Genomic DNA, 21,429 nt, shown 5'->3' on the forward strand with positions numbered 1-21,429 from the left:
ATCCTGAGCCAGGATCAAACTCTCCAATAAAGTTAGTTTGTCTAGCATCTAAAATAAAAATTGACGTTTCACGTTGTTTGTTTCGTTCAGTTTTCAAAGAACTACTTGGTCGCTCATTTGCGACTTCCTTATGTTAACATCTTCGTTTTTTAATGTCAACTAAGTTTTTCAATTTCTTTTTGTCGTTTTTTGCGTTTCCGCATCAGCGACGGTTATTAATTTATCATATAATATCTATCGACGTCAACACTTTTTAATAAAAAGTTCTTTTTCTTACATAACGAATACATTCTTCTGCATTAGCGACTCTTCGAAACAAACAAAAAATGATTTTATATCTTTCTTCCATTGCCTTTTTTACAACGTCATGAATACGTTCATCTTCAAAATCAAATAAAAGTTCTTCTAACTCTCTCTTCAATATGTATTCCATTTCTTTTTTCTCTTCTTTCGTTAACATAAACCCAAGCAAATCATCACCTCAATCATTTCTTCCAGAGCAATAAAAATTAAGCCCATTTCCATTTAACAAAATCCTACCATCCATTATATCCACTACTTACGATATTAATCCCTTGTTCTCTTTTTTATATTTACAGCATATATGTAACTGAAAAGGATTGGACAAAGGGGCGTAATATTATGTTTTTCTTTTTTATTACGAGTAAAAGAAACTTTAAACACATTAGCTTAATAGTGATACTTTCCTTATTTACAGCATGGCTACTCTTTTTGAAAACATATTCACACGAGTCTGCTTTTTCAACCGCTACAGGACCTAAAGTTATTTACAAAGGCGACACCTCTAAAAAACAAGTTGCATTCACGTTTGATATTAGTTGGGGAGACAAAAAAGCAATTCCAATCCTTGATACACTTAAAGAAAGAGATATTAAGAATGCAACCTTCTTCCTTTCTGCTGCATGGGCAGAAAGACACCCTGATGTTGTTGAACGTATCATAAAAGATGGACATGAAATCGGTAGTATGGGTTATAATTACACGTCCTACACTTCTCTAGAGGCAAATGAAATACGAAGAGATCTTCTGCGAGCACAAGATGTTTTTACAAAACTCGGTGTGAAACAAATTAAACTATTGCGTCCACCTAGTGGAGACTTTAACAAGGCAACACTTAAAATAGCAGAATCACTCGGATACACTGTCGTTCATTGGAGTAATAACTCAAACGATTGGAAAAACCCTGGCGTAAACAATATCGTTTCCACCGTCTCTAATAATTTAAAAGGTGGAGATATCGTCTTATTACATGCATCCGATTCTGCTCTTCAAACAAATAAAGCTTTACCACTGCTTCTACAGAAATTAAAGAGTGACGGCTATGAGCAAATATCCGTATCACAACTTATTTCCAACACAAGTACGAAAAGTAAAGATGTCCAATAATTTTTTACACATAAAAAGCTCTACTACCTTTCGTTCAGGTAATAGAGCTTTTTTTATCCCGATATTTTCATTCGTACAACTACCCTGCGTAAAAACTCTCTTAATTAGGCCGACTTACTCGTCTTTCCAATTAAACGATGTAATATAAGTAACTGATATGCATTACATAATAAAAGTGGTATCACCATTAAATATAACCAATCTGTATCATTAATTCGAAGTGCTGGTACCCACTCAAGAATTGTTACAACCACCATAAAGAACAAAGCTGGCACAAATGCCTTTTTATTCGTTTCCTTACTTTTTATATAAGCAACGATGGCACCAAACATAAATAACACACCAGCAACAAGTATGTTATTCCCTAATGAAATTTCCCCATTTGCAATCAATACCGATCTTAAATACACAAAATCAAATAAAACGAATGCAATGAAGAAGAGCTGGACTATATTCCATAAAGAAGGTGACCTGAACATCCCTAATCCAAAACGATGGATTGTTAAATAGGCAAAGAACCCCATTTGACTTATCACACTAAAAATAAATCCTACACCCATCAACCAGAAGGAAACTGCCAAAATTTCCTTTCCGTCGAAATTTTGAAAAAATTTAACGTACTTGTCCCACTCTAAAACAAATCCAATAATGACTGTACTAACCCCACCAAGAAACAACGTCGTAAAAAATAGTCGAACCCACTTGCGGCTATTCACAACACATCCCCCATTATCCTTATATTTCTAATTAAATTGTATCAATGACAATTTCAAAAAGCTAGCCATGTTCATGTATAAATTCCTTAAAGATATTTATATTAAAAAGAGAGAACTGTGCTGAAAGGAGTTCCAACTTATGAAACGGATGCTGCTCGTTTTGACTTCTTCTTTTCTATTTCTTGTACTTGTAGCATGTGCACAAGAAAAAGAAGCAAAGTCCGAACTTGATTATGATCAAACGAAGAAAATGATTGTTGATATTTTAAAAACCGATCAAGGTAAGAAAGCCATTCAAGATGTGTTAACTGATGAAAAAATGAAACAAGCACTCATACTAGATGAAACAGTAGTAAAGAAAACGATTGAAGATGCAATGGTATCCGATAAAGGGCAACAATTCTGGGAAAAGCTCTTTAAAGACCCTGAGTTCTCATCGAAATTCGCTAAAAGTATGGGAAAAGAACAAACAGCCTTAATGAAAACATTACTAAAAGACCCTGAATACCAAGCAGGCGTTATAGAAATTATGAAAAACCCTGAAGTAGAAAAAATGATGTTACAAACAATGAAGAGCAAAGAATACCGTCAATATTTACAACAAGTATTAACAGAAACTGCTGAAAGCCCACTCTTCCAAGCTAAGATGATTGATATTATTAGTAAAGGTGTCCAAAAAGCCGAAAAAAGTGGTTCTGATAAAAAGGAAGCCGGCGGTGAAGGTGGTTCCCAAGAAGGTAAAAAGGAACAGCAGTAAAAATAATAACGATAATAATGAGTGGACAATACATGTATCATCCACTCATTATTATTTTATTTTTGCGCAACAGTTGTTTTATCAATTACCGCTTCAGCTATTGTGCGATAAATAAGACCTGTCGTATGCGTATCTTCATATACTGACGGCGCAAAATCTTCTTTATTCCAATCAGGTTGTTGAAGCGGGATTCGGCCAAGTACTTCTGTTTGAAGTTCTGTAGCTAATTTATCTCCACCACCTCTTCCAAACACATATTCTTTTTCGCCAGTTGTTTTACTTTCAAAATAAGCCATATTTTCAACAACACCAAGAATACTATGTTCTGTACGTAAAGCCATTGCTCCAGCACGTGCTGCTACAAATGCCGCTGTTGGATGCGGTGTTGTGACAATAATCTCTTTACAAGCCGGCAACATCGAATGTAAGTCTAGCGCAACATCACCTGTACCTGGTGGTAAATCTAAAACTAAATAATCTAAATCGCCCCACTCTACTTCCGTAAAGAAGTGATTTAACATTTTCCCGAGCATAGGCCCTCTCCAAATAACCGGTGCATTATCTTCTACAAAGAATCCCATTGAGATTACCTTTACACCTAGACGCTCCACTGGAATGATTTTATCTCCTCTTACTACAGGGCGTTTTTCTATCCCCATCATATCAGGTACGCTAAAACCATAAATATCAGCATCAATGATACCAACTTTTTTCCCTAGACGAGCTAAAGCAATAGCAAGGTTAACAGAAACTGTTGATTTCCCTACTCCACCTTTTCCACTCGCCACTGCTAAAAATGTCGTTTTCGAATTTGGTGACAATAAAGATTCAGTTTGCTCTTCTTCTTGTTCTGGTGCAAACTGAGCTAATTCCTCTTCTGTAAATTCTGCAAAGCGAAGCCCTACTGTTGCTGCTCCTAGTTCTTTTACTAACTTTACAATTCCAGATTGCAATTGCATTTGTTCCGCGGTACCAGTTTTTACGATTGCAATTTTAACACTTACATGTTCCTTCTCAGGCTTGACTGTTACCTCTTTAATTGCCCCTGTTTCTTTTAACGTTTTATGTAAAAACGGATCTACAATCCCTTCTAACGCTTCCACTACTTGCTCTTTCGTTACCATAATTAGCCCAGCCCCCTGTATGAAAAATAACATAATGTTAATTAAATATATCTCTCTTTACTTTTGAAATAAATGCGTTTACATTTCCAGTATAACATATTTTCGGAAAACTTCGTTAACGAGAGAAACGCAAAAAAATCCTCCTTATTCTGGAGGATTTCCTTTTTCCGTGAAATAACGTAATATACCACGATATACAGCAGCTGCTACCTTTTGCTGATATTTCTCCGAATTTAACATATACCTTTCATTTACATTCGATAAAAAGCCAGCTTCAATTAAAGCACCTGGGTTTTTCGCATACTTTAATAAATACACATGAGAAATTGTTTTAGCAGAACGATTTGTATTCTCTAAACTCGTTCTCAACTCAGCTTGTATAAATTTCGCAGCACGTTCATTTTCAATTGAAGAACGGTAATAGAACGTTTGTGCGCCTTTTGATCCACTACTAGTTAAAGCATTTAAATGGATACTTGCAAAAAAATCTACATCGGGTTTATTAATAATCTCTACACGTTTTTTTAAATCTTCTGCTTTACGTCTACTATATGACTTTGTATCTTTCTGGGCTAAATCATAATCTCCCTCACGCGTTAAAATAACTAGTGCACCTTGCTCTTGTAAATAATCTTGCACCTTCTTTGTAATCTCAAGCGTAATATCTTTTTCTACAATATCCTTGCCACCAACAGCTCCTCCATCTGGTCCACCATGCCCAGCATCTAATACGATTACTTTCCCTGATAAGGGTAAATTCCAAGCTCGCCACGATTTTGTAATTTGAAATTCTTGTTTGACTAAAAAAAATAAAATAACCGCAGCGAGTGCAAAAGAGATAATTCGAATTCTCTTCATACCTTTCCTCCTCCAGCTAGTCCCTCTAATTACTTATATGGGACAAGAGGAAAGTTTATGCTTGTCTTAATGAAGCTTTAATCGATATCTTCTTTCACCTTTTTCATATCCTTCCTGCCACCATAAGCCGATAAACTGCTGGCAAGATTCAAAAAGTAATTCCTCATCTTGTAACTTAATCTCCCGCATAGTCATGCTCGTTAAAAATTGAAATAGTGTTTCCGTTAATTGTTGCTCTTCTTCTAAGGCCCTATATTTCACATCAAAGAACGATTCGCCATAATAACCAAATTTGCTATATCTCGCTCCTAATAAATACGATTCTATCCCTAATTCAATGCAGTAATCTTCATACTGACGATGAAGTTCCTGCATCTGAAAGGCATCTCTAATATTTGAACGTAATGTTTTTAATGATAATTCCCGCAGCATCTTCCGCTCATATTTCAACTGCTTTTCTTTTTGTTTTTCTTGTAAGCTGACAATGACATTCATAGTACTTATAAACCTCCCTAATACGTATTAGTCTAAACTTCTAAAGAAGAAGCATACGCGAGAGGATAGCACTAAAATATTCCAAACTACAAAAATTTCAAAAGAGGAATGAAACATAAAAAACCCCAACCAAAATGGTTGGGGTTTGTAGTTCGCAAAAATTAACGTTTTGAGAACTGAGGTGCACGACGTGCGCCTTTAAGACCGTATTTTTTACGCTCTTTCATACGTGCGTCACGAGTTAATAGACCTGCACGTTTTAGTGTTAGACGGTATTCTGGATCAGCTTTTAATAAAGCGCGAGAAATACCGTGACGAATAGCACCAGCTTGACCAGTGTATCCACCACCATTTACGTTTACAAGTACATCGTAGTTACCTAAAGTTTCTGTTGCAACTAGAGGTTGTTTCACTACTTCACGTAATGCAGCAAATGGGATATAGTTTTCAAAATCACGACCGTTAATGATAACGCGTCCTTCGCCTGGAACTAGGCGTACGCGCGCTACTGAACTCTTACGACGTCCAGTGCCATAGTATTGAACCTGTGCCAAAGTAAGCCCTCCTTTAATTGATTATCCGCGAAGTTCGTAAACTTCTGGTTTTTGTGCTTGGTGTGGATGCTCTGCTCCAGCATACACGTTTAGTTTCTTAGAAACTTGACGGCCTAAGCGTCCTTTTGGAAGCATGCCTTTAATTGCAAGCTCTAACATTTGTACAGGGTAGTTTGTACGCATTTCAAGAGCTGTTCTTTGTTTAAGTCCACCTGGGTGGTTAGTGTGACGGTAGTAAATTTTATCGTTTAATTTATTACCTGTTAAATGAATTTTCTCAGCGTTAATAATAATTACATGATCACCCGTGTCAACGTGTGGTGTAAATGTAGGTTTGTTTTTACCACGTAAAATGGATGCTACTTCACTAGCAAGGCGACCTAAAGTTTGACCTTCAGCATCAACCACATACCATTTACGCTCAACTTCGTTAGCTTTTGCCATAAAAGTCGTACGCATGTGTTTCCCTCCTCGTTATCTTTTCCATAGAAAAAATCTATTGTTTATCTTAAACACGATTTCCTTCCGGGGCTAATCGTGGTTTTAGAAACAATACCATATGTTATGATATACTTTTGAGTTTCTAATGTCAAGCAAATGTTACACCAGGATTAGTTGTTATAGTTTACCTGCCATAAATAAAGCCCATGACCAGGAGCCATCTTTCCAGCAAACTGACGATTTTGTTTCGCTAAAATCTCTGGAATGCTATCCGGATCAAGCTTTCCTTGCCCTACGCTCAGTAACGTACCAACAATAATCCTGACCATATTATATAAAAATCCATTACCTACAAAACGAAAAATTAATTCGTCGTCCTGCTCAATTAGCTCGATTTCATAAATTGTTCTCACTTTATCTTTTTTGTCAGTTTTTGCCGAACAAAAAGAAGTGAAATCATGCGTTCCAATAAAATAAGGGATCGCTTTTCTTATAGCATTTATTTCGAGCGGATATGGATATTGATATACGTAATTTCTACGGAATACATCCGCAGTCTTTGATAATAATACACGATAACGATATTCTTTTCTCTCGACACCGTAACGTGCGTGAAATTCTTCTGTTTTTTTCTCTACCTGTGTGATAACAATATCATCTGGTAACATAGTGTTTAATGCATTGCTCCATTGCCACTCTTCAAGAGACAACGGTGTATCAAAGTGTATCACTTGTCCTTTAGCATGAACGGTAGAATCCGTTCTGCCCGATGCCTGAACACGAACAAGTTCCCCTTTATGCAATTTCTGCAAAGCTTTCTCTATCTCTTGTTGAACAGTACGATGCTGCGGTTGAATTTGATAACCACAAAAATGCATGCCATCATATGCAACCGTACATTTTATTCTATCCATTTCTTTATTCTCCATTACGATCGCACCCATGCCAAAATACAAGCTAAACAAAGTAAGCTTATAATCGTTACTGTATCGCTTGTTTTCCAGCGTAGTTGCCTAAATTTAGTACGTCCTTCGCCACTTTGATATCCACGGGCTTCCATAGCAATTGCTAAGTCCTCTGCACGCTTAAAAGCACTGATAAATAGAGGAACGAGTAGTGAAATGATAGCTTTCATCCTATCTTTTATCGGTCCCCCTGCAAAATCAATACCACGTGACGATTGTGCCTTCATTATTTTACTCGTTTCATCCATTAATGTCGGGATAAAACGAAGAGAAATTGACATCATTAATGCGATTTCATGAACAGGAACTTTTATACGCTTCAACGGCTTTAATAACGTCTCCAAACCATCTGTAATCTCAATAGGTGTCGTCGTTAACGTTAATAATGTCGTCATTAAAATAATAACGAAGAATCGTATAGAAATGTATATTCCTTGCTCTAATCCTTTTTCATGTATCGAAAACCAACCAAGCTGGAATAATACTTCCCCTTCTTTATTTGTTAAAATATGCAGGAAAAATGTAAAAAGAAAAATCCATAGAATTGGTTTTAAGCCCGAAAGTACATAACGAATCGGCACTTTTGCAAAAAATAAAGCAATGAGTGCATATAAAAATAAAAATCCATATGAAATCGCATTATTTGCTAAGAAAACAACAAATACATATAAAAAGACAATCAGCAGCTTCGTACGTGGATCAAGTTGATGAATAAGAGAATTCCCTGGAATATATCTTCCAATAATCAACTGCTGCATGATTCATGACCACCTTTTCGTAACACCTGCACAACTTCATGAGTAAGATCCTCTAAAGATAAGGTAGCCTTTGGGATTGAAATGCCAAACTTCTCTTCAATTGCACGTTTATACTTTAAAGACATAGGAAGATCCACACCAATTTTCTCTAGTTCATCAGCATGTGAAAATACTTCCTCTGCACTTCCTTGCAAAAAGACCGTTCCTTTATGCATGACTACAATCTGCTCGGCATATTTAGCAGCATCCTCCATATTATGCGTTACAAGGATAACTGTAAGGCCTTTCTCCTTATGTAGCTTATAAAACATCTCCATAAGTTCATTTTGCCCTTTTGGGTCTAGTCCTGCTGTAGGTTCATCTAATACAAGCACTTCGGGTTCCATCGCTAATACGCCTGCTATCGCAACACGCCTCATTTGCCCACCACTTAACTCAAATGGTGAACGCGTTAACAGTTCTGGTTCTAACCCTACAAGTTCAATTGCTTCTCTTGCCTTTTGCTTCGCTTCTTCTTCCGATACCCCAAAATTAGTAGGTCCGAAGCAAATATCTTTCTCCACAGTCTCTTCAAATAACTGATGTTCTGGGAATTGAAAGACAACCCCTACCTTTTTACGTAGTGGCTTTAGCTTTTTTTCTTTCTTTCCTGCCGAAATGAAATGTTCACCGATTTGAACTGTGCCATTTGTCGGCTGCAATAAACCATTTAAATGTTGAATCATCGTCGACTTACCTGAACCAGTATGACCGATAATGGCATAATAGCCCCCACTTGGAAACGACACGTCTACATCATAAAGTGCGCGTCTTTCAAATGGAGTTTTATATTGATAACGATGTTCTACTTTTTGGAATGTAATCTCCAAAGTTCGTTCACCAAGCTTTCCATTGTAAGATGCGTATTTTGCAAGAGAATTTCATTTCTTTTTAATAATTCTGCTATTTTCACTGAAAATGGTACATCTAATCCAATTTCTTGGAGCATATGAGAGGACTTGAAAATTTGTTCTGGAGTCCCTTCCTCTAATATCTCTCCCTTATTTAAAATAATGACACGGTCTGACTGTGCCGCTTCTTCTAAATCGTGCGTAATTGATAACACGGTAATACCTTTTTCATTAACAAGTTGTCTAACCGTTTCTACCACTTCACGTCTCCCTTGAGGGTCTAGCATTGACGTTGCTTCATCTAATATCAAAATAGACGGTTGAAGTGCTAAAACGCCTGCTATTGCTACTCGCTGCTTTTGCCCACCAGATAACGAATGTGGCTCATCATTAAGAAAATCTTCCATACGGACTAGTCGTAAGGCCTGATCTAATCTTTCTACCATTTGCTCTCTTGGCATTCCGATATTCTCTAAACCAAAGACAACGTCATCTTGCACTGTCGTTCCAACAAATTGATTATCTGGATTTTGAAATACCATCCCAATTTGTTTTCGAACATCCCATACCGTTTCCTCTGACAAAACCATTGTATCATTTACTGTAATTGTCCCTGCTTCCGGCAAAAACAAACCATTCAATAATTTTGCAAGTGTAGACTTCCCAGAACCGTTTTGTCCAATAACAGATACCCATTCTCCTTCATATAAGGAGAATGAAACATCTTTTAATGCATAAGTGGCTGCACCAGGATATTGAAATGATATATTTTCTGTCCGAAGTTTCTCTTTTTTCAATACAAGGCACCCTTTCCTTCGCCAAGTAAGCCTATTTTTATATTTAAAAAAAAGGGCCATGACCAGTTTCTTGAAAAGAACTGTCCTGCCCTTTTAATTATCATTATACTAACTCGATAATTACCATTGGTGCTGCGTCTCCGCGACGTGGACCAATTTTTGCAATACGAGTGTATCCGCCTTGGCGCTCAGCATAGCGTGGAGCTACATCAGCGAATAGTTTTTGAAGTGCATCTTGACCAGTCTCAGCGTTAGCTACTTCATTGCGAATGAAAGCTGCTGCTTGACGACGAGCATGAAGATCTCCGCGTTTACCTAAAGTGATCATTTTTTCCACTACAGAACGAAGTTCTTTTGCACGAGTTTCTGTCGTTTGGATGCGCTCGTTGATAATTAAATCAGTAGCTAAGTCACGTAACATAGCTTTACGTTGCGCACTTGTACGGCCTAATTTTCTGTATGCCATTCGTAGTTCCCTCCTTTGTTGATGGGTTTAAATCCTCAGTCGTCTTTACGTAAACCTAAACCTAATTCCTCAAGTTTATGTTTAACTTCTTCTAAGGATTTACGTCCTAAGTTACGAACTTTCATCATATCTTCTTCTGTTTTGTTCGCAAGCTCTTGTACAGTATTAATTCCTGCACGTTTTAGGCAATTATAAGAACGAACAGAAAGGTCTAGTTCTTCGATAGTCATCTCAAGAACTTTCTCTTTTTGATCTTCTTCCTTCTCGACCATAATCTCAGCATTTTGTGCTTCATCAGTTAAACCAACAAAGATATTTAAATGCTCAGTTAAGATTTTGGCACCTAAAGAGATAGCTTCTTTTGGCCCGATGCTTCCATCCGTCCATACATCAAGCGTAAGCTTATCATAATTAGCCACTTGTCCGACACGTGTCTTTTCCACTTGGTAAGTCACACGTGATACTGGAGTATAAATAGAATCAATAGGAATTACTCCTATTGGTTGATCTTCGCTTTTATTTGCATCAGCTGGCGTATACCCACGGCCACGCTTTGCAGTTAAACGCACGCGGAAATGCGCATCTTTTGCTAACGTTGCAATGTGTAAATCTGGATTTAAGATTTCTACATCACTATCGTGAGTAATATCAGCAGCTGTGACAATACCTTCGCCCTGCACATCAATTTCCAACGTCTTCTCTTCTTCAGAGTAGATTTTAAGAGCTAACTTTTTCAAGTTTAAGATGATCGTTGTAACGTCTTCTACTACGCCCTCAACTGTTGAAAATTCATGTAATACGCCATCGATTTGGATAGCAGTAACAGCGGCACCAGGGAGTGAAGATAAAAGAATACGACGTAAGGAGTTACCCAACGTAGTACCATATCCACGCTCAAGCGGTTCAATTACGAATTTACCATATTTAGCATCTTCGTTAAGTTCAACCGTTTCGATTTTCGGCTTTTCGATTTCAATCATTAACTAAACCCTCCTTCAAAACGTCGAAACCCCGGTTAAACAAAGGTATAACCCCTGTCTAACCGAAAGTCCCCCTTAGGCAGTTCCCGATTGTGCACAACAAGCGATGTTTCTGTACGAAATTTCTCGATAATGCATCATATCCATTATAGACAAAAGGGAAAATTCTATACAGAAAAATTACACACGACGACGTTTTGGTGGACGACATCCATTATGAGGAACTGGAGTAACATCTCTAATTGCTGTTACTTCTAGACCTGCAGCTTGAAGAGCACGAATTGCAGCTTCACGACCAGCACCAGGACCTTTAACAGTAACCTCTAAAGTTTTTAAACCGTGCTCCATTGCAGCTTTAGCAGCAGTTTCAGCAGCCATTTGCGCAGCGAATGGAGTAGATTTACGAGATCCACGGAAACCAAGTGCACCAGCACTAGACCAAGAAAGCGCGTTACCGTGAGTATCTGTAAGTGTTACGATTGTGTTGTTGAAAGTAGAACGAATATGAGCTACACCAGCTTCAATATTCTTTTTCACACGTTTTTTACGAGTGTTTGTTTTACGTGCCATTGTTAGTTCAACCTCCTTTACTTATTATTTCTTTTTATTTGCTACTGTACGACGTGGACCTTTACGTGTACGAGCATTGTTTTTAGAGTTTTGACCACGAACTGGTAAACCACGACGGTGACGAAGACCACGGTAAGAACCGATCTCCATTAGACGTTTGATGTTAAGAGATACTTCACGACGAAGGTCTCCCTCAACTTTAATACGATCGATGATATCACGGATACGTCCTAATTCGTCTTCCGTTAAATCACGAACTCGTGTTTCTTCAGAAACACCAGCTTCAGCAAGAATTTTTTCAGCAGTTGTGCGACCAATGCCGAATACGTAAGTTAAAGAAATAACAACGCGTTTGTCACGAGGAATATCTACACCTGCGATACGTGCCATTCCGAATGCACCTCCTTCTGATTAACCTTGTTTTTGTTTATGTTTAGGGTTTTCACAAATAACCATTACTTTTCCACGTCTACGAATAACTTTACATTTTTCGCAGATTGGTTTAACTGACGGTCTTACTTTCATGTCTCGAACCTCCTTAAAGATTACGGAGTGCTATATTATTTAAAACGGTACGTAATACGACCACGATTTAAATCGTACGGAGATAATTCTACCGTAACTTTGTCTCCTGGTAAAATACGAATGAAGTTCATACGGATTTTACCAGAAACGTGAGCCAATACGACATGCCCATTCTCTAATTCTACTTTGAACATAGCATTTGGCAACGTTTCAAGAACGGTACCTTCGACTTCAATTACATCATCTTTAGCCATTCAATAGTTCTCCCTTCTTCAAATCAGTAACATTTTACACTGCTCTGAAATCCCGGAGAGCCAGCTACTTATAAAGTGGTAAGGATTTCGTATCCTGCTTCTGTAAGAGCAATCGTGTGCTCAAAATGGGCACACCATTTACCATCTACCGTTACCACTGTCCAGTCATCAGATAGTGTTTTTACATATCGTCTTCCTTGATTCACCATCGGCTCAACACAGATGACCATTCCCGGCTTTAATCTAGGGCCTCTATTTGGTGGACCATAGTGCGGGATTTGAGGGTCCTCATGTAAGTCTTGCCCGATTCCGTGACCAACATACTCCCTAACGATCGAGAATCCATTCTCTTCAGCATGGGTTTGAACCGCATGTGAGATATTTGATAATCTCTCGCCTGGTTTTACTTGTTCTAGACCAAGATACAACGATTTTTCTGTGACATCAAGTAGCTTTTGAACAGATTCAGAAATGTTTCCAACTGGATACGTCCATGCAGAATCTCCATGGTACCCATTGTATTTCGCACCAATATCGATACTGATGATATCGCCCTCTTTGAGCTTGCGCTTCCCTGGAATTCCGTGTACAAGCTCTTCATTTACAGAAGCACATATGCTCCCCGGAAATCCGTTGTATCCTTTAAAAGATGGCGTAGCACCATATTTTTGAATCGTCTTTTCCGCTATTTGATCGAGCTCTTTCGTTGTAATTCCTGGAGTAATGTGCTGTTTTAACTCTTGATGAGTCAAAGCAACGATCCTGCCCGCTTCTCGCATGATTTCTATCTCGCGAGGAGTTTTGCAGATTATCATTACGCTAAGCCTCCGATGAGAACATCGATATCAGCAAATACTTTATTGATATCTTGCTCACCATTAATGCTTTGTAAGTAACCAAGCTCCTCGTAGAAATCAAGCAAAGGTTTAGTTTGCTTAATATTTACATCTAAGCGATTTGCTACAGTTTCTTCATTGTCATCAGAGCGTTGATATAACTCGCCACCACATTTATCGCACACGTCAGCTTTTGCTGGCGGATTGAATTCTAAGTGGTAAGTCGCACCGCACTCTTTACAAATGCGACGGCCTGTAAGGCGTTTTAATAACAATCCTGAATCCACATTAATGTTTAAAACATAGTCGATTTTTTTGCCAAGATCTTTCATAATCTCTTCAAGAGCTGATGCTTGTGCAACAGTTCGTGGGAAACCGTCTAATAAGAAGCCTCTTACGCAGTCTTCTTGACTTAAACGTTCACGAACGATTCCGATTGTAACTTCATCTGGAACAAGTGCACCTTTATCAATAAAGGATTTTGCTTGTAAACCCATTTCAGTTTCAGCCTTCATAGCTGCACGGAACATATCTCCTGTTGAGATGTGAGGGATGTTATACTTGGCAACAATCTGTTCGGCTTGTGTACCTTTACCAGCACCAGGAAGCCCCATTAAAATTAAGTTCATCCTTGTTCCCCCTCAGAGTACATGAGCATGTAGGGAAGACAATACTTCCCACTTACTCACTGCTTGATAAACCCTTTGTAATGGCGTTTTACCAGTTGGCTTTCTAGTTGCTTCATTGTTTCTAAAGCAACGCCGACAACGATTAACATACTCGTTCCACCGATCTGTGCAGATGGAGGAAGATTTCCCAGCTTCGTAAAGATAACTGGTAAGATTGCAATCGCTGCTAGGAAAATTGATCCTACAAAGGTCAAACGATACAAGATTTTTGTTAGATATTGTTCTGTATTCTTACCCGGACGAATACCTGGAACATATCCACCTTGTTTGTTTAGATTCTCTGACATTTGCTCTGGATTAACCTGAACAAACGCATAGAAATATGTGAAGGCTACAATGAGCGCAACATATATGATCATTCCCACTGGGTGAGAATAGTTAAAGTTTGCAATAATCCACTGCGATACATCATGTTTCGGGAAGAACTGCGCAATAGTCGGAGGAGTAATTAAGAATGAAACAGCAAAAATTACTGGAATAACACCAGCACTATTTACCTTAAGCGGTAAATGTGTGTTTTGTGCTCCAGCATAACCACCATTTCCTCCTGTTACACGCTTCGCATATTGAATTGGGATCTTTCTAACAGCCTGTTGAATGAAAATAACACCCACAATAACTGCTAACACAGCTAGTAAAATCAATGCAACTTTAACGATACTCATGAACAATTGATCTCCGATATTTTGAAACTGTTGCTGATACACTTGAGATATAACACTTGGGATCGCTGCGGCAATACCACCAAAGATTAGGATGGAAATACCATTACCTACACCTTTAGCTGTAATCTGTTCACCTAACCACATTAAAAATGCAGTACCAGCAGTCAGTACCGTAGCAATGTATAAATAAGTGCTCCAACCAGGATTCAAAATTAATTGTCCACCTACCATACCGTTAAAACCGATTGACATACCAAACCCCTGAATAAACGCAAGAACAATTGTAAAATAACGCGTGAATTGCGTTAATTTACGACGGCCCATTTCACCTTGCTTCGCCCATTCCGAAAATTTAGGAACAACATCCATCTGCAATAATTGCACGATGATGGATGCTGTAATATACGGCATGATTCCCATCGCAAAGATGGAGAAGTTTTTCAAGGCTCCACCGCCAAATGTATTTAGAATACCTAAAGCATTTAATTGATCTTGTGCCTTCAGTACGTCTCCATTTGTAAATGGCACGGGGATAAACGTGCCAATCCTGAATACGATTAACATCGCTAAAGTGAATAATATTTTACGTCTTATCTCAGCAACGCGCATAAAGTTGGAGATTGTACGAAACATTAGATCACCTCAACTGATCCGCCAGCTGCTTCAATTGCTTCTTTAGCACTTGAAGAGAACTTGTGCGCTTTAACAGTTAGTTTTTTCTCTACTGCGCCGCTTGCAAGAATTTTAACACCGTCGTTTAATTTGCTGATAACGCCAGTTTCCAGCAATAATTCAGGTGTTACTTCTGTACCATCTTCAAAACGATTTAACGTTGATAAGTTTACAATAGCAAACTCTTTACGGTTAATGTTTGTGAAGCCGCGTTTTGGTAAACGACGGAATAATGGAGTTTGACCACCTTCGAAGCCAAGACGAACACCGCCGCCAGAACGTGCGTTTTGTCCTTTATGACCTTTACCAGCAGTTTTACCGTTACCAGAACCGATACCACGACCGACACGGTTACGTACTTTACGAGAACCTTCTGCAGGTTTTAATTCATGAAGTTTCATTCCCAGGCACCTCCTTATATTAATGAGTTATCCTTAAGCTTCTTTTACAGTTACAAGGTGAGAAACTTTGTTGATCATACCAAGAATAGCAGGAGTTTCTTCCTTAACTACAGTTGAATTCAACTTTTTAAGACCTAAAGCTTCTACCGTCGCACGTTGATCTTGTGGACGACCAATTACACTACGAGTGAGGGTAATTTCTAACTTTTTCGCCATTTGTTTTCCCTCCTTAACCTAGTAGCTCTTCTACAGATTTACCGCGTAATTTTGCAACATCTTCAGCGCGCTTAAGTTCGCTTAATCCGTTCACAGTAGCGCGAATCATGTTGATTGGTGTGTTAGAACCAAGAGATTTCGAAAGAATATCTTGTACACCTGCTAATTCAAGGACCGCACGAACAGGTCCACCAGCAATAACACCAGTACCCTCAGCAGCAGGCTTTAAGAATACTTCACCAGCTCCAAAATGACCGTTGATTGTGTGTGGAATTGTTGTACCAACTAATGGTACAGCGATTAAGTTTTTCTTAGCGTCTTCGATAGCTTTGCGGATTGCGTCTGGTACCTCTTGTGCTTTACCAGTACCGAATCCAACATGACCGTTTTTATCGCCAACTACAACTAGTGCAGCAAAGCGGAAACGACGACCACCCTTAACAACTTTCGCGACACGATTTATCGTAACTACACGTTCTTCAAGTTCTAATTTACTTGGGTCAATGCGATGCATCAATTTTCCCTCCTTTGACCATTAAAATTGTAATCCAGCCTCACGAGCAGCTTCAGCTAGAGCTTTAACACGGCCATGGTATAAGTAACCACCGCGATCAAATACTACTTCTTTAACGCCTTTCTCTACAGCACGCTTAGCAACTGATTCTCCAACTTTCGTAGCAGCTTCAATATTGCTAGTACCGTTAAGAGCAAGGTCTTTATCAAGAGTAGATGCACTTACTAACGTTACACCATTTACATCATCAATAACTTGAGCGTAAATATGTTGGTTAGAACGGAACACGTTTAAACGTGGACGTTCTGCAGTACCAGTAAGTTTAGCACGTACACGCGCATGTCTTTTCTTACGAGTCGCATTTTTATCAGCTTTAGTGATCATTCTTGTCACTCCTTTCTCTCACCTAACGGGTTTACTTAGCAGTTTTACCTTCTTTACGACGAACAACTTCGCCTTCGTAACGAATACCTTTACCTTTGTAAGGCTCAGGAGCACGTACAGCGCGGATGTTAGCAGCGAATTCGCCAACACGTTGCTTGTCGATACCTTTGATTACGATCTTAGTTGGTGCAGGTACTTCAACTTCAAGACCTGCTTCCGGAGTCATTTCTACTGGATGAGAATAACCTACGCTTAATACAAGTTTATCACCTTGTTTTTGAGCACGGTAACCAACACCGACTAATTCAAGTCCGCGTGCGAAACCTTCAGTTACACCTTCAACCATGTTTCCGATTAAAGCACGAGTTGTACCGTGTAATGCACGGTGTTCCTTCTGTTCAGATGGACGCTCAACTGTTAATGTATTCTCTTCAATTTTGATAAGCATATCAGCATTGAAAGTACGAGTTAATTCACCTTTAGGGCCTTTTACTGTTACAGTATTGTCTTCTGCAACTGTAATAGTAACACCTGCAGGGATTTCAAGAATCTTTTTACCAATACGAGACATGTGGTCACACCTCCGTTCGTTTTAAATATATATTACCAAACGTATGCTACTACTTCTCCACCAGTTTGTAATTGACGAGCGTCTTTGTCTGTCATTACTCCCTTAGATGTAGAAACAAGAGCGATACCTAATCCGTTAAGTACACGTGGTACTTCGTCAGCTTTAGCGTAAACGCGTAAGCCAGGTTTACTGATACGTTTTAATCCAGTGATTACACGTTCGTTGTTTGCACCATATTTCAGGAAAATACGAAGGATACCTTGTTTGTTATCCTCGATGTATTCTACATCACGAATGAAACCTTCACGTTTTAAAAGTTCAGCGATCTCTTTTTTGATTTTAGAAGCAGGAACCTCTAATTTCTCATGACGTACCATGTTCGCATTACGGATGCGAGTAAGCATGTCTGCAATTGGATCTGTCATCACCATGTGTTTTACCTCCTTCCCATTTGTGGGTTTTACCAACTAGCTTTTTTAACACCAGGAATTTGACCTTTATATGCAAGTTCACGGAAACAAATACGGCAAAGTTTAAATTTGCGGTATACAGAATGCGGACGACCGCAGCGTTCGCAACGTGTATACTCTTGTACTTTAAACTTAGGAGTACGCTTTTGTTTCGCAATCATAGATTTTTTAGCCACGTTTTCGCCTCCTCTACTTAGCGTTGGCTTCCATTATTTTTGGAATGGCATACCGAATTGTGTTAAAAGTTCACGAGCTTCTTCATCAGTGTTCGCTGTAGTAACGATTACGATGTCCATACCGCGGACTTTGCTTACTTTATCATAATCAATCTCAGGGAAAATAAGTTGCTCTTTAACACCTAATGTATAGTTTCCACGACCATCGAATGATTTCTTAGAAACACCACGGAAATCACGTACACGTGGTAAAGAAACTGATACTAATTTATCGAAGAACTCATACATTTGCTCGCCGCGTAAAGTTACTTTCGCACCGATTGGCATACCTTCACGAAGACGGAAACCAGCGATTGATTTTTTAGCACGAGTTACAACAGGTTTTTGACCTGCGATTTGTGTTAATTCTTCTACTGCGTTGTCTAAAGCTTTTGAGTTAGATACCGCGTCACCAACACCAGTGTTGATTACGATCTTTTCGATTTTTGGTACCTGCATTACAGATTTATAGTTAAACTTGCTCATTAGAGCAGGAGTAATTTCCTTTTGGAACTTCTCTTTAAGGCGATTCAATGAAGTGACCTCCTTTCTTAAGAAAATTATTTATCTAATAATTCACCAGATTTTTTTGCAATACGAACTTTTTTACCATCTTCTACCTTGAAGCCTACGCGAGTAGGTTCACCTGTTTTCGGATCTAAAATCATAACGTTAGAAACGTGAATAGGTGCCTCTTTAGTAATAATTCCACCTTGTGGATTTAATTGAGATGGCTTAGAGTGCTTCTTAACGATGTTAACACCCTCAACGATAACACGGTTTTGCTTTGGGAAAGCCACAAGGATAACGCCTTGTTTTCCTTTGTCTTTACCAGTGATTACCTGTACTTTATCACCTTTTTTTACATGCATCTTAATTCTGCACCTCCTTAGCAAGGCAATACCTTAAATTATAGAACTTCTGGAGCTAAAGAAACGATCTTCATGAAGTTGCTATCACGTAATTCACGAGCTACTGGTCCGAAGATACGAGTACCACGTGGGCTCTTATCGTCTTTAATGATAACCGCTGCGTTTTCATCAAATTTGATGTAAGAACCATCCGGACGACGAGCACCGCTCTTCGTACGTACTACTACTGCTTTAACAACGTCACCTTTTTTAACAACGCCACCTGGTGTTGCTTGTTTTACCGTAGCAACGATAATGTCACCAATGTTAGCATATTTACGACCAGAGCCGCCTAATACTTTAATTGTTAAAAGTTCACGTGCACCAGAGTTGTCAGCAACTTTCAAACGAGATTCTTGTTGGATCATGTTATGAAACCTCCCTTCGGACTAAAAATTCCGATTCGTCTATTTAGATAATAACCGCTTCTTCAACGATTTCAACTAAACGGAAACGCTTAGTAGCAGAAAGCGGGCGAGTTTCCATGATTTTTACGATATCGCCAAGTTTCGCTTGGTTTTGCTCATCATGGGCTTTGTACTTCTTAGAATACTTAACACGTTTTCCGTACAAGGAATGAGTTTTGTAAGTTTCAACTAAAACTGTAATCGTTTTGTCCATTTTGTCAGACACTACACGACCAGTATAAACTTTGCGTTGGTTACGTTCGCTCACTATGCAAACCTCCCCTCAATTTATCGATTAATTCCGATCTCTCTTTCACGAACTACAGTTTTCATACGAGCAATTGCCTTACGCACTTCACGAATGCGAGTTGGATTCTCTAATTGTCCTGTAGCAAGTTGGAAGCGAAGATTAAACAACTCTTCCTTTAAAGCTTTAACTTTTGTTTCGATTTCGGCAGTGGTTAATTCACGAATATCATTAGTTTTCATTAGATTCACCACCATTTTCTTCACGTTTTACGAATTTACATTTCACAGGTAACTTGTGAGCTGCAAGACGTAATGCTTCGCGTGCTACCTCTTCAGATACACCCGCGATTTCGAACATAATTTTCCCAGGTTTTACTACTGCTACCCAGCCTTCTGGTGCCCCTTTACCGGAACCCATACGTACTTCTAGAGGTTTTGCAGTGTAAGGTTTAGAAGGGAAAATTTTAATCCATACTTTACCGCCACGTTTCATGTAACGAGTCATTGCACGACGAGCAGCTTCGATTTGACGGTTTGTAATCCATGAAGCAGCTTGTGCTTGTAAACCGAATTCACCGAAAGCTACTTCAGTTCCACCTTTAGCACGACCACGCATTTTACCACGATGCTCTCTACGATATTTTACGCGTTTTGGCATTAACATATTATTTTCCTCCTTCCTCAGAAGCTTTCTTTTTTGTAGGAAGGACTTCTCCACGGTAGATCCATACTTTTACGCCTAATTTACCATATGTTGTATCAGCTTCAACTGCTGCATAGTCAATATCAGCGCGAAGTGTATGAAGTGGAACAGTTCCTTCACTGTAAGATTCTGCACGAGCGATATCAGCTCCGCCAAGACGACCAGAAACCTGTGTTTTAATACCTTTAGCACCTGCACGCATAGCACGTTGAATAACTTGCTTTTGTGCACGACGGAATGATACACGGTTTTCTAATTGACGAGCGATGTTTTCGCCTACTAATTTAGCGTTAAGATCAGCTCTCTTAACTTCTAAAATGTTGATGTGTACACGCTTGCCTGTTAATTGGTTAAGAGCTTTACGAAGTGCTTCAACTTCAGTACCACCTTTACCAATTACCATACCAGGTTTTGCAGTGTGAATTGTAACATTTACACGATTTGCTGCACGTTCGATTTCTACTTTAGCAACAGCAGAATCTTTTAAGCGTACATTAATGTACTCACGGATTTTGATGTCTTCATGTAATAATGTAGCGTAATCTTTCTCAGCGAACCAACGAGATTCCCAGTCACGGATAACGCCGACACGAAGACCAATTGGATTAACCTTTTGACCCATCGATTATCCCTCCTTCTTTTCTGATACCACAACTGTGATGTGGCTTGTGCGTTTGTTAATTTGGCTTGCACGACCCATTGCACGTGGACGGAAACGTTTTAACGTTGGACCTTCGTCAACGAAAACTTTCTCAACAACTAGGTTGTTAATGTCCATTTCATAATTGTGCTCTGCATTTGCGATTGCAGATTTTAAAACTTTTTCTACAACTGGAGAAGCAGTTTTTGGTGTGTGGTTAAGGATAGCAATCGCTTCACCCACTTGCTTACCTCGGATTAAGTCTACAACTAAACGAACTTTACGAGGAGCAATACGAACTGTTCTCGCTACTGCTTTAGCTTGCATTG

Annotated in this window: 37 protein-coding genes; 2 read left to right on the forward strand and 35 right to left on the reverse strand. The window is 38.9% G+C overall.

All coding sequences use genetic code 11. The annotated features are described in order from the left end of the window. Window positions 1–253 precede the first annotated feature (253 nt). Entirely contained in the window at window positions 254–472 is a 219-nt protein-coding gene (locus tag ACTFR9_RS26165; protein WP_000900296.1) for a hypothetical protein, read from the reverse strand. A gap of 170 nt (window positions 473–642) precedes the next feature. On the opposite strand from ACTFR9_RS26165, the gene pdaB reads away from it, so the two are divergent. Continuing rightward, window positions 643–1,407 (forward strand): polysaccharide deacetylase family sporulation protein PdaB, encoded by a 765-nt coding sequence (gene pdaB / locus ACTFR9_RS26170; RefSeq protein ID WP_000464707.1) that lies wholly within the window; start codon window positions 643–645, stop codon window positions 1,405–1,407. 104 nt (window positions 1,408–1,511) lie between these two features. Here the strand turns inward: pdaB and kbaA are convergent, their stop codons facing one another. Then, entirely contained in the window at window positions 1,512–2,123 is a 612-nt protein-coding gene (kbaA, locus tag ACTFR9_RS26175; RefSeq protein ID WP_001088520.1) for a KinB signaling pathway activation protein KbaA, read from the reverse strand. 139 nt (window positions 2,124–2,262) lie between these two features. Between kbaA and gerD the strand changes: the two genes are divergently transcribed. Continuing rightward, window positions 2,263–2,880 carry a spore germination protein GerD gene (gene gerD, locus ACTFR9_RS26180; RefSeq protein WP_000827519.1) on the forward strand — a complete coding sequence of 206 codons (618 nt, stop codon included), beginning with the start codon at window positions 2,263–2,265 and terminating at the stop codon, window positions 2,878–2,880. Between the two features lie 56 nt (window positions 2,881–2,936). On the opposite strand, the gene ACTFR9_RS26185 is transcribed toward gerD, so the two are convergent. The 33 genes from ACTFR9_RS26185 to rplV all read right to left on the reverse strand — a co-directional run bounded on the left by ACTFR9_RS26185 (window position 2,937) and on the right by rplV (window position 21,427). After that, the gene (locus ACTFR9_RS26185) at window positions 2,937–4,004 is read right to left on the reverse strand and encodes an Mrp/NBP35 family ATP-binding protein (RefSeq protein WP_000256607.1); all 1,068 of its coding nucleotides are present in this window, start codon (window positions 4,002–4,004) and stop codon (window positions 2,937–2,939) included. Window positions 4,005–4,148: 144 nt separating this feature from the next. After that, on the reverse strand, window positions 4,149–4,862 hold the full coding sequence (cwlD, locus tag ACTFR9_RS26190; protein WP_000822435.1) for an N-acetylmuramoyl-L-alanine amidase CwlD: 714 nt from the start codon (window positions 4,860–4,862) through the stop codon (window positions 4,149–4,151). Between the two features lie 66 nt (window positions 4,863–4,928). Continuing rightward, complete coding sequence (locus ACTFR9_RS26195; protein ID WP_001101006.1) at window positions 4,929–5,357, reverse strand: YbaK family protein; 429 nt, start codon at window positions 5,355–5,357, stop codon at window positions 4,929–4,931. Between the two features lie 161 nt (window positions 5,358–5,518). After that, window positions 5,519–5,911 (reverse strand): 30S ribosomal protein S9, encoded by a 393-nt coding sequence (gene rpsI, locus ACTFR9_RS26200; RefSeq protein WP_000079986.1) that lies wholly within the window; start codon window positions 5,909–5,911, stop codon window positions 5,519–5,521. 21 nt (window positions 5,912–5,932) lie between these two features. Then, a complete protein-coding gene (rplM, locus tag ACTFR9_RS26205) occupies window positions 5,933–6,370 on the reverse strand; it encodes a 50S ribosomal protein L13 (RefSeq protein WP_001260793.1) in 438 nt (145 codons plus the stop codon). 152 nt (window positions 6,371–6,522) lie between these two features. Beyond that, window positions 6,523–7,266 (reverse strand): tRNA pseudouridine(38-40) synthase TruA, encoded by a 744-nt coding sequence (gene truA / locus ACTFR9_RS26210; RefSeq protein WP_002163776.1) that lies wholly within the window; start codon window positions 7,264–7,266, stop codon window positions 6,523–6,525. Window positions 7,267–7,280: 14 nt separating this feature from the next. Continuing rightward, window positions 7,281–8,075: an energy-coupling factor transporter transmembrane component T family protein gene (locus tag ACTFR9_RS26215; protein ID WP_001186536.1), complete on the reverse strand. Its 795-nt coding sequence runs from the start codon at window positions 8,073–8,075 to the stop codon at window positions 7,281–7,283. After that, window positions 8,063–8,944: an energy-coupling factor ABC transporter ATP-binding protein gene (locus ACTFR9_RS26220; protein ID WP_000406517.1), complete on the reverse strand. Its 882-nt coding sequence runs from the start codon at window positions 8,942–8,944 to the stop codon at window positions 8,063–8,065. The genes ACTFR9_RS26215 and ACTFR9_RS26220 overlap by 13 nt, the downstream gene beginning before the upstream one ends. Beyond that, window positions 8,920–9,762, reverse strand: a complete 843-nt coding sequence (locus tag ACTFR9_RS26225; RefSeq protein WP_000711783.1) for an energy-coupling factor ABC transporter ATP-binding protein — start codon at window positions 9,760–9,762, stop codon at window positions 8,920–8,922. Before ACTFR9_RS26225 ends, ACTFR9_RS26220 begins: the two co-directional genes overlap by 25 nt. A gap of 103 nt (window positions 9,763–9,865) precedes the next feature. Further along, the gene (gene rplQ / locus ACTFR9_RS26230) at window positions 9,866–10,228 is read right to left on the reverse strand and encodes a 50S ribosomal protein L17 (RefSeq protein WP_000331490.1); all 363 of its coding nucleotides are present in this window, start codon (window positions 10,226–10,228) and stop codon (window positions 9,866–9,868) included. Window positions 10,229–10,263: 35 nt separating this feature from the next. Next, a complete protein-coding gene (locus tag ACTFR9_RS26235; protein ID WP_000569643.1) occupies window positions 10,264–11,208 on the reverse strand; it encodes a DNA-directed RNA polymerase subunit alpha in 945 nt (314 codons plus the stop codon). A 180-nt stretch (window positions 11,209–11,388) separates the two neighbouring features. Then, window positions 11,389–11,778: a 30S ribosomal protein S11 gene (gene rpsK, locus ACTFR9_RS26240; protein WP_000101799.1), complete on the reverse strand. Its 390-nt coding sequence runs from the start codon at window positions 11,776–11,778 to the stop codon at window positions 11,389–11,391. Window positions 11,779–11,802: 24 nt separating this feature from the next. After that, window positions 11,803–12,168 carry a 30S ribosomal protein S13 gene (rpsM, locus tag ACTFR9_RS26245; RefSeq protein WP_000090789.1) on the reverse strand — a complete coding sequence of 122 codons (366 nt, stop codon included), beginning with the start codon at window positions 12,166–12,168 and terminating at the stop codon, window positions 11,803–11,805. Between the two features lie 21 nt (window positions 12,169–12,189). Next, the gene (rpmJ, locus tag ACTFR9_RS26250) at window positions 12,190–12,303 is read right to left on the reverse strand and encodes a 50S ribosomal protein L36 (protein WP_000868344.1); all 114 of its coding nucleotides are present in this window, start codon (window positions 12,301–12,303) and stop codon (window positions 12,190–12,192) included. A 35-nt stretch (window positions 12,304–12,338) separates the two neighbouring features. Continuing rightward, on the reverse strand, window positions 12,339–12,557 hold the full coding sequence (infA, locus tag ACTFR9_RS26255; RefSeq protein ID WP_001029884.1) for a translation initiation factor IF-1: 219 nt from the start codon (window positions 12,555–12,557) through the stop codon (window positions 12,339–12,341). 68 nt (window positions 12,558–12,625) lie between these two features. Then, window positions 12,626–13,372: a type I methionyl aminopeptidase gene (gene map, locus ACTFR9_RS26260; protein WP_000582539.1), complete on the reverse strand. Its 747-nt coding sequence runs from the start codon at window positions 13,370–13,372 to the stop codon at window positions 12,626–12,628. Beyond that, window positions 13,372–14,022, reverse strand: a complete 651-nt coding sequence (locus ACTFR9_RS26265; RefSeq protein ID WP_001048996.1) for an adenylate kinase — start codon at window positions 14,020–14,022, stop codon at window positions 13,372–13,374. The genes map and ACTFR9_RS26265 overlap by 1 nt, the downstream gene beginning before the upstream one ends. Before the next feature lie 56 nt (window positions 14,023–14,078). Beyond that, window positions 14,079–15,380 carry a preprotein translocase subunit SecY gene (gene secY / locus ACTFR9_RS26270; protein ID WP_000490114.1) on the reverse strand — a complete coding sequence of 434 codons (1,302 nt, stop codon included), beginning with the start codon at window positions 15,378–15,380 and terminating at the stop codon, window positions 14,079–14,081. Further along, window positions 15,380–15,820 (reverse strand): 50S ribosomal protein L15, encoded by a 441-nt coding sequence (rplO, locus tag ACTFR9_RS26275; RefSeq protein ID WP_000766080.1) that lies wholly within the window; start codon window positions 15,818–15,820, stop codon window positions 15,380–15,382. The genes secY and rplO overlap by 1 nt, the downstream gene beginning before the upstream one ends. A gap of 33 nt (window positions 15,821–15,853) precedes the next feature. After that, window positions 15,854–16,036 carry a 50S ribosomal protein L30 gene (rpmD, locus tag ACTFR9_RS26280; RefSeq protein ID WP_001085234.1) on the reverse strand — a complete coding sequence of 61 codons (183 nt, stop codon included), beginning with the start codon at window positions 16,034–16,036 and terminating at the stop codon, window positions 15,854–15,856. A 13-nt stretch (window positions 16,037–16,049) separates the two neighbouring features. Beyond that, entirely contained in the window at window positions 16,050–16,550 is a 501-nt protein-coding gene (gene rpsE / locus ACTFR9_RS26285) for a 30S ribosomal protein S5 (protein ID WP_000554646.1), read from the reverse strand. Window positions 16,551–16,571: 21 nt separating this feature from the next. Beyond that, window positions 16,572–16,934, reverse strand: a complete 363-nt coding sequence (gene rplR / locus ACTFR9_RS26290) for a 50S ribosomal protein L18 (RefSeq protein WP_000628816.1) — start codon at window positions 16,932–16,934, stop codon at window positions 16,572–16,574. Between the two features lie 31 nt (window positions 16,935–16,965). Beyond that, window positions 16,966–17,505: a 50S ribosomal protein L6 gene (gene rplF, locus ACTFR9_RS26295; protein ID WP_000086558.1), complete on the reverse strand. Its 540-nt coding sequence runs from the start codon at window positions 17,503–17,505 to the stop codon at window positions 16,966–16,968. A 32-nt stretch (window positions 17,506–17,537) separates the two neighbouring features. Further along, entirely contained in the window at window positions 17,538–17,936 is a 399-nt protein-coding gene (gene rpsH, locus ACTFR9_RS26300; RefSeq protein ID WP_000245511.1) for a 30S ribosomal protein S8, read from the reverse strand. Window positions 17,937–17,965: 29 nt separating this feature from the next. Beyond that, window positions 17,966–18,151, reverse strand: coding sequence for a 30S ribosomal protein S14 (rpsN, locus tag ACTFR9_RS26305; protein WP_001085700.1), 186 nt, complete (start codon window positions 18,149–18,151; stop codon window positions 17,966–17,968). 33 nt (window positions 18,152–18,184) lie between these two features. After that, window positions 18,185–18,724 (reverse strand): 50S ribosomal protein L5, encoded by a 540-nt coding sequence (rplE, locus tag ACTFR9_RS26310; RefSeq protein ID WP_001080827.1) that lies wholly within the window; start codon window positions 18,722–18,724, stop codon window positions 18,185–18,187. A gap of 26 nt (window positions 18,725–18,750) precedes the next feature. Further along, window positions 18,751–19,062, reverse strand: coding sequence for a 50S ribosomal protein L24 (gene rplX / locus ACTFR9_RS26315; protein WP_000558200.1), 312 nt, complete (start codon window positions 19,060–19,062; stop codon window positions 18,751–18,753). 38 nt (window positions 19,063–19,100) lie between these two features. Next, window positions 19,101–19,469, reverse strand: coding sequence for a 50S ribosomal protein L14 (rplN, locus tag ACTFR9_RS26320; RefSeq protein WP_000615912.1), 369 nt, complete (start codon window positions 19,467–19,469; stop codon window positions 19,101–19,103). A gap of 43 nt (window positions 19,470–19,512) precedes the next feature. Continuing rightward, window positions 19,513–19,776: a 30S ribosomal protein S17 gene (gene rpsQ / locus ACTFR9_RS26325; RefSeq protein ID WP_000004106.1), complete on the reverse strand. Its 264-nt coding sequence runs from the start codon at window positions 19,774–19,776 to the stop codon at window positions 19,513–19,515. 20 nt (window positions 19,777–19,796) lie between these two features. Continuing rightward, complete coding sequence (gene rpmC, locus ACTFR9_RS26330) at window positions 19,797–19,997, reverse strand: 50S ribosomal protein L29 (RefSeq protein ID WP_000855718.1); 201 nt, start codon at window positions 19,995–19,997, stop codon at window positions 19,797–19,799. After that, window positions 19,987–20,421, reverse strand: coding sequence for a 50S ribosomal protein L16 (gene rplP, locus ACTFR9_RS26335; protein WP_000928971.1), 435 nt, complete (start codon window positions 20,419–20,421; stop codon window positions 19,987–19,989). The genes rpmC and rplP overlap by 11 nt, the downstream gene beginning before the upstream one ends. A 1-nt stretch (window position 20,422) precedes the next feature. Further along, the gene (gene rpsC / locus ACTFR9_RS26340; protein ID WP_000529956.1) at window positions 20,423–21,082 is read right to left on the reverse strand and encodes a 30S ribosomal protein S3; all 660 of its coding nucleotides are present in this window, start codon (window positions 21,080–21,082) and stop codon (window positions 20,423–20,425) included. A 3-nt stretch (window positions 21,083–21,085) separates the two neighbouring features. Further along, window positions 21,086–21,427, reverse strand: a complete 342-nt coding sequence (rplV, locus tag ACTFR9_RS26345) for a 50S ribosomal protein L22 (protein WP_001148024.1) — start codon at window positions 21,425–21,427, stop codon at window positions 21,086–21,088. Between the last annotated feature and the right edge of the window lie 2 nt (window positions 21,428–21,429).

The organism is Bacillus cereus group sp. MYBK222-1 (genome assembly GCF_051916425.1).
GTDB classification, from domain to species: Bacteria; Bacillota; Bacilli; order Bacillales; family Bacillaceae_G; genus Bacillus_A; species Bacillus_A paranthracis.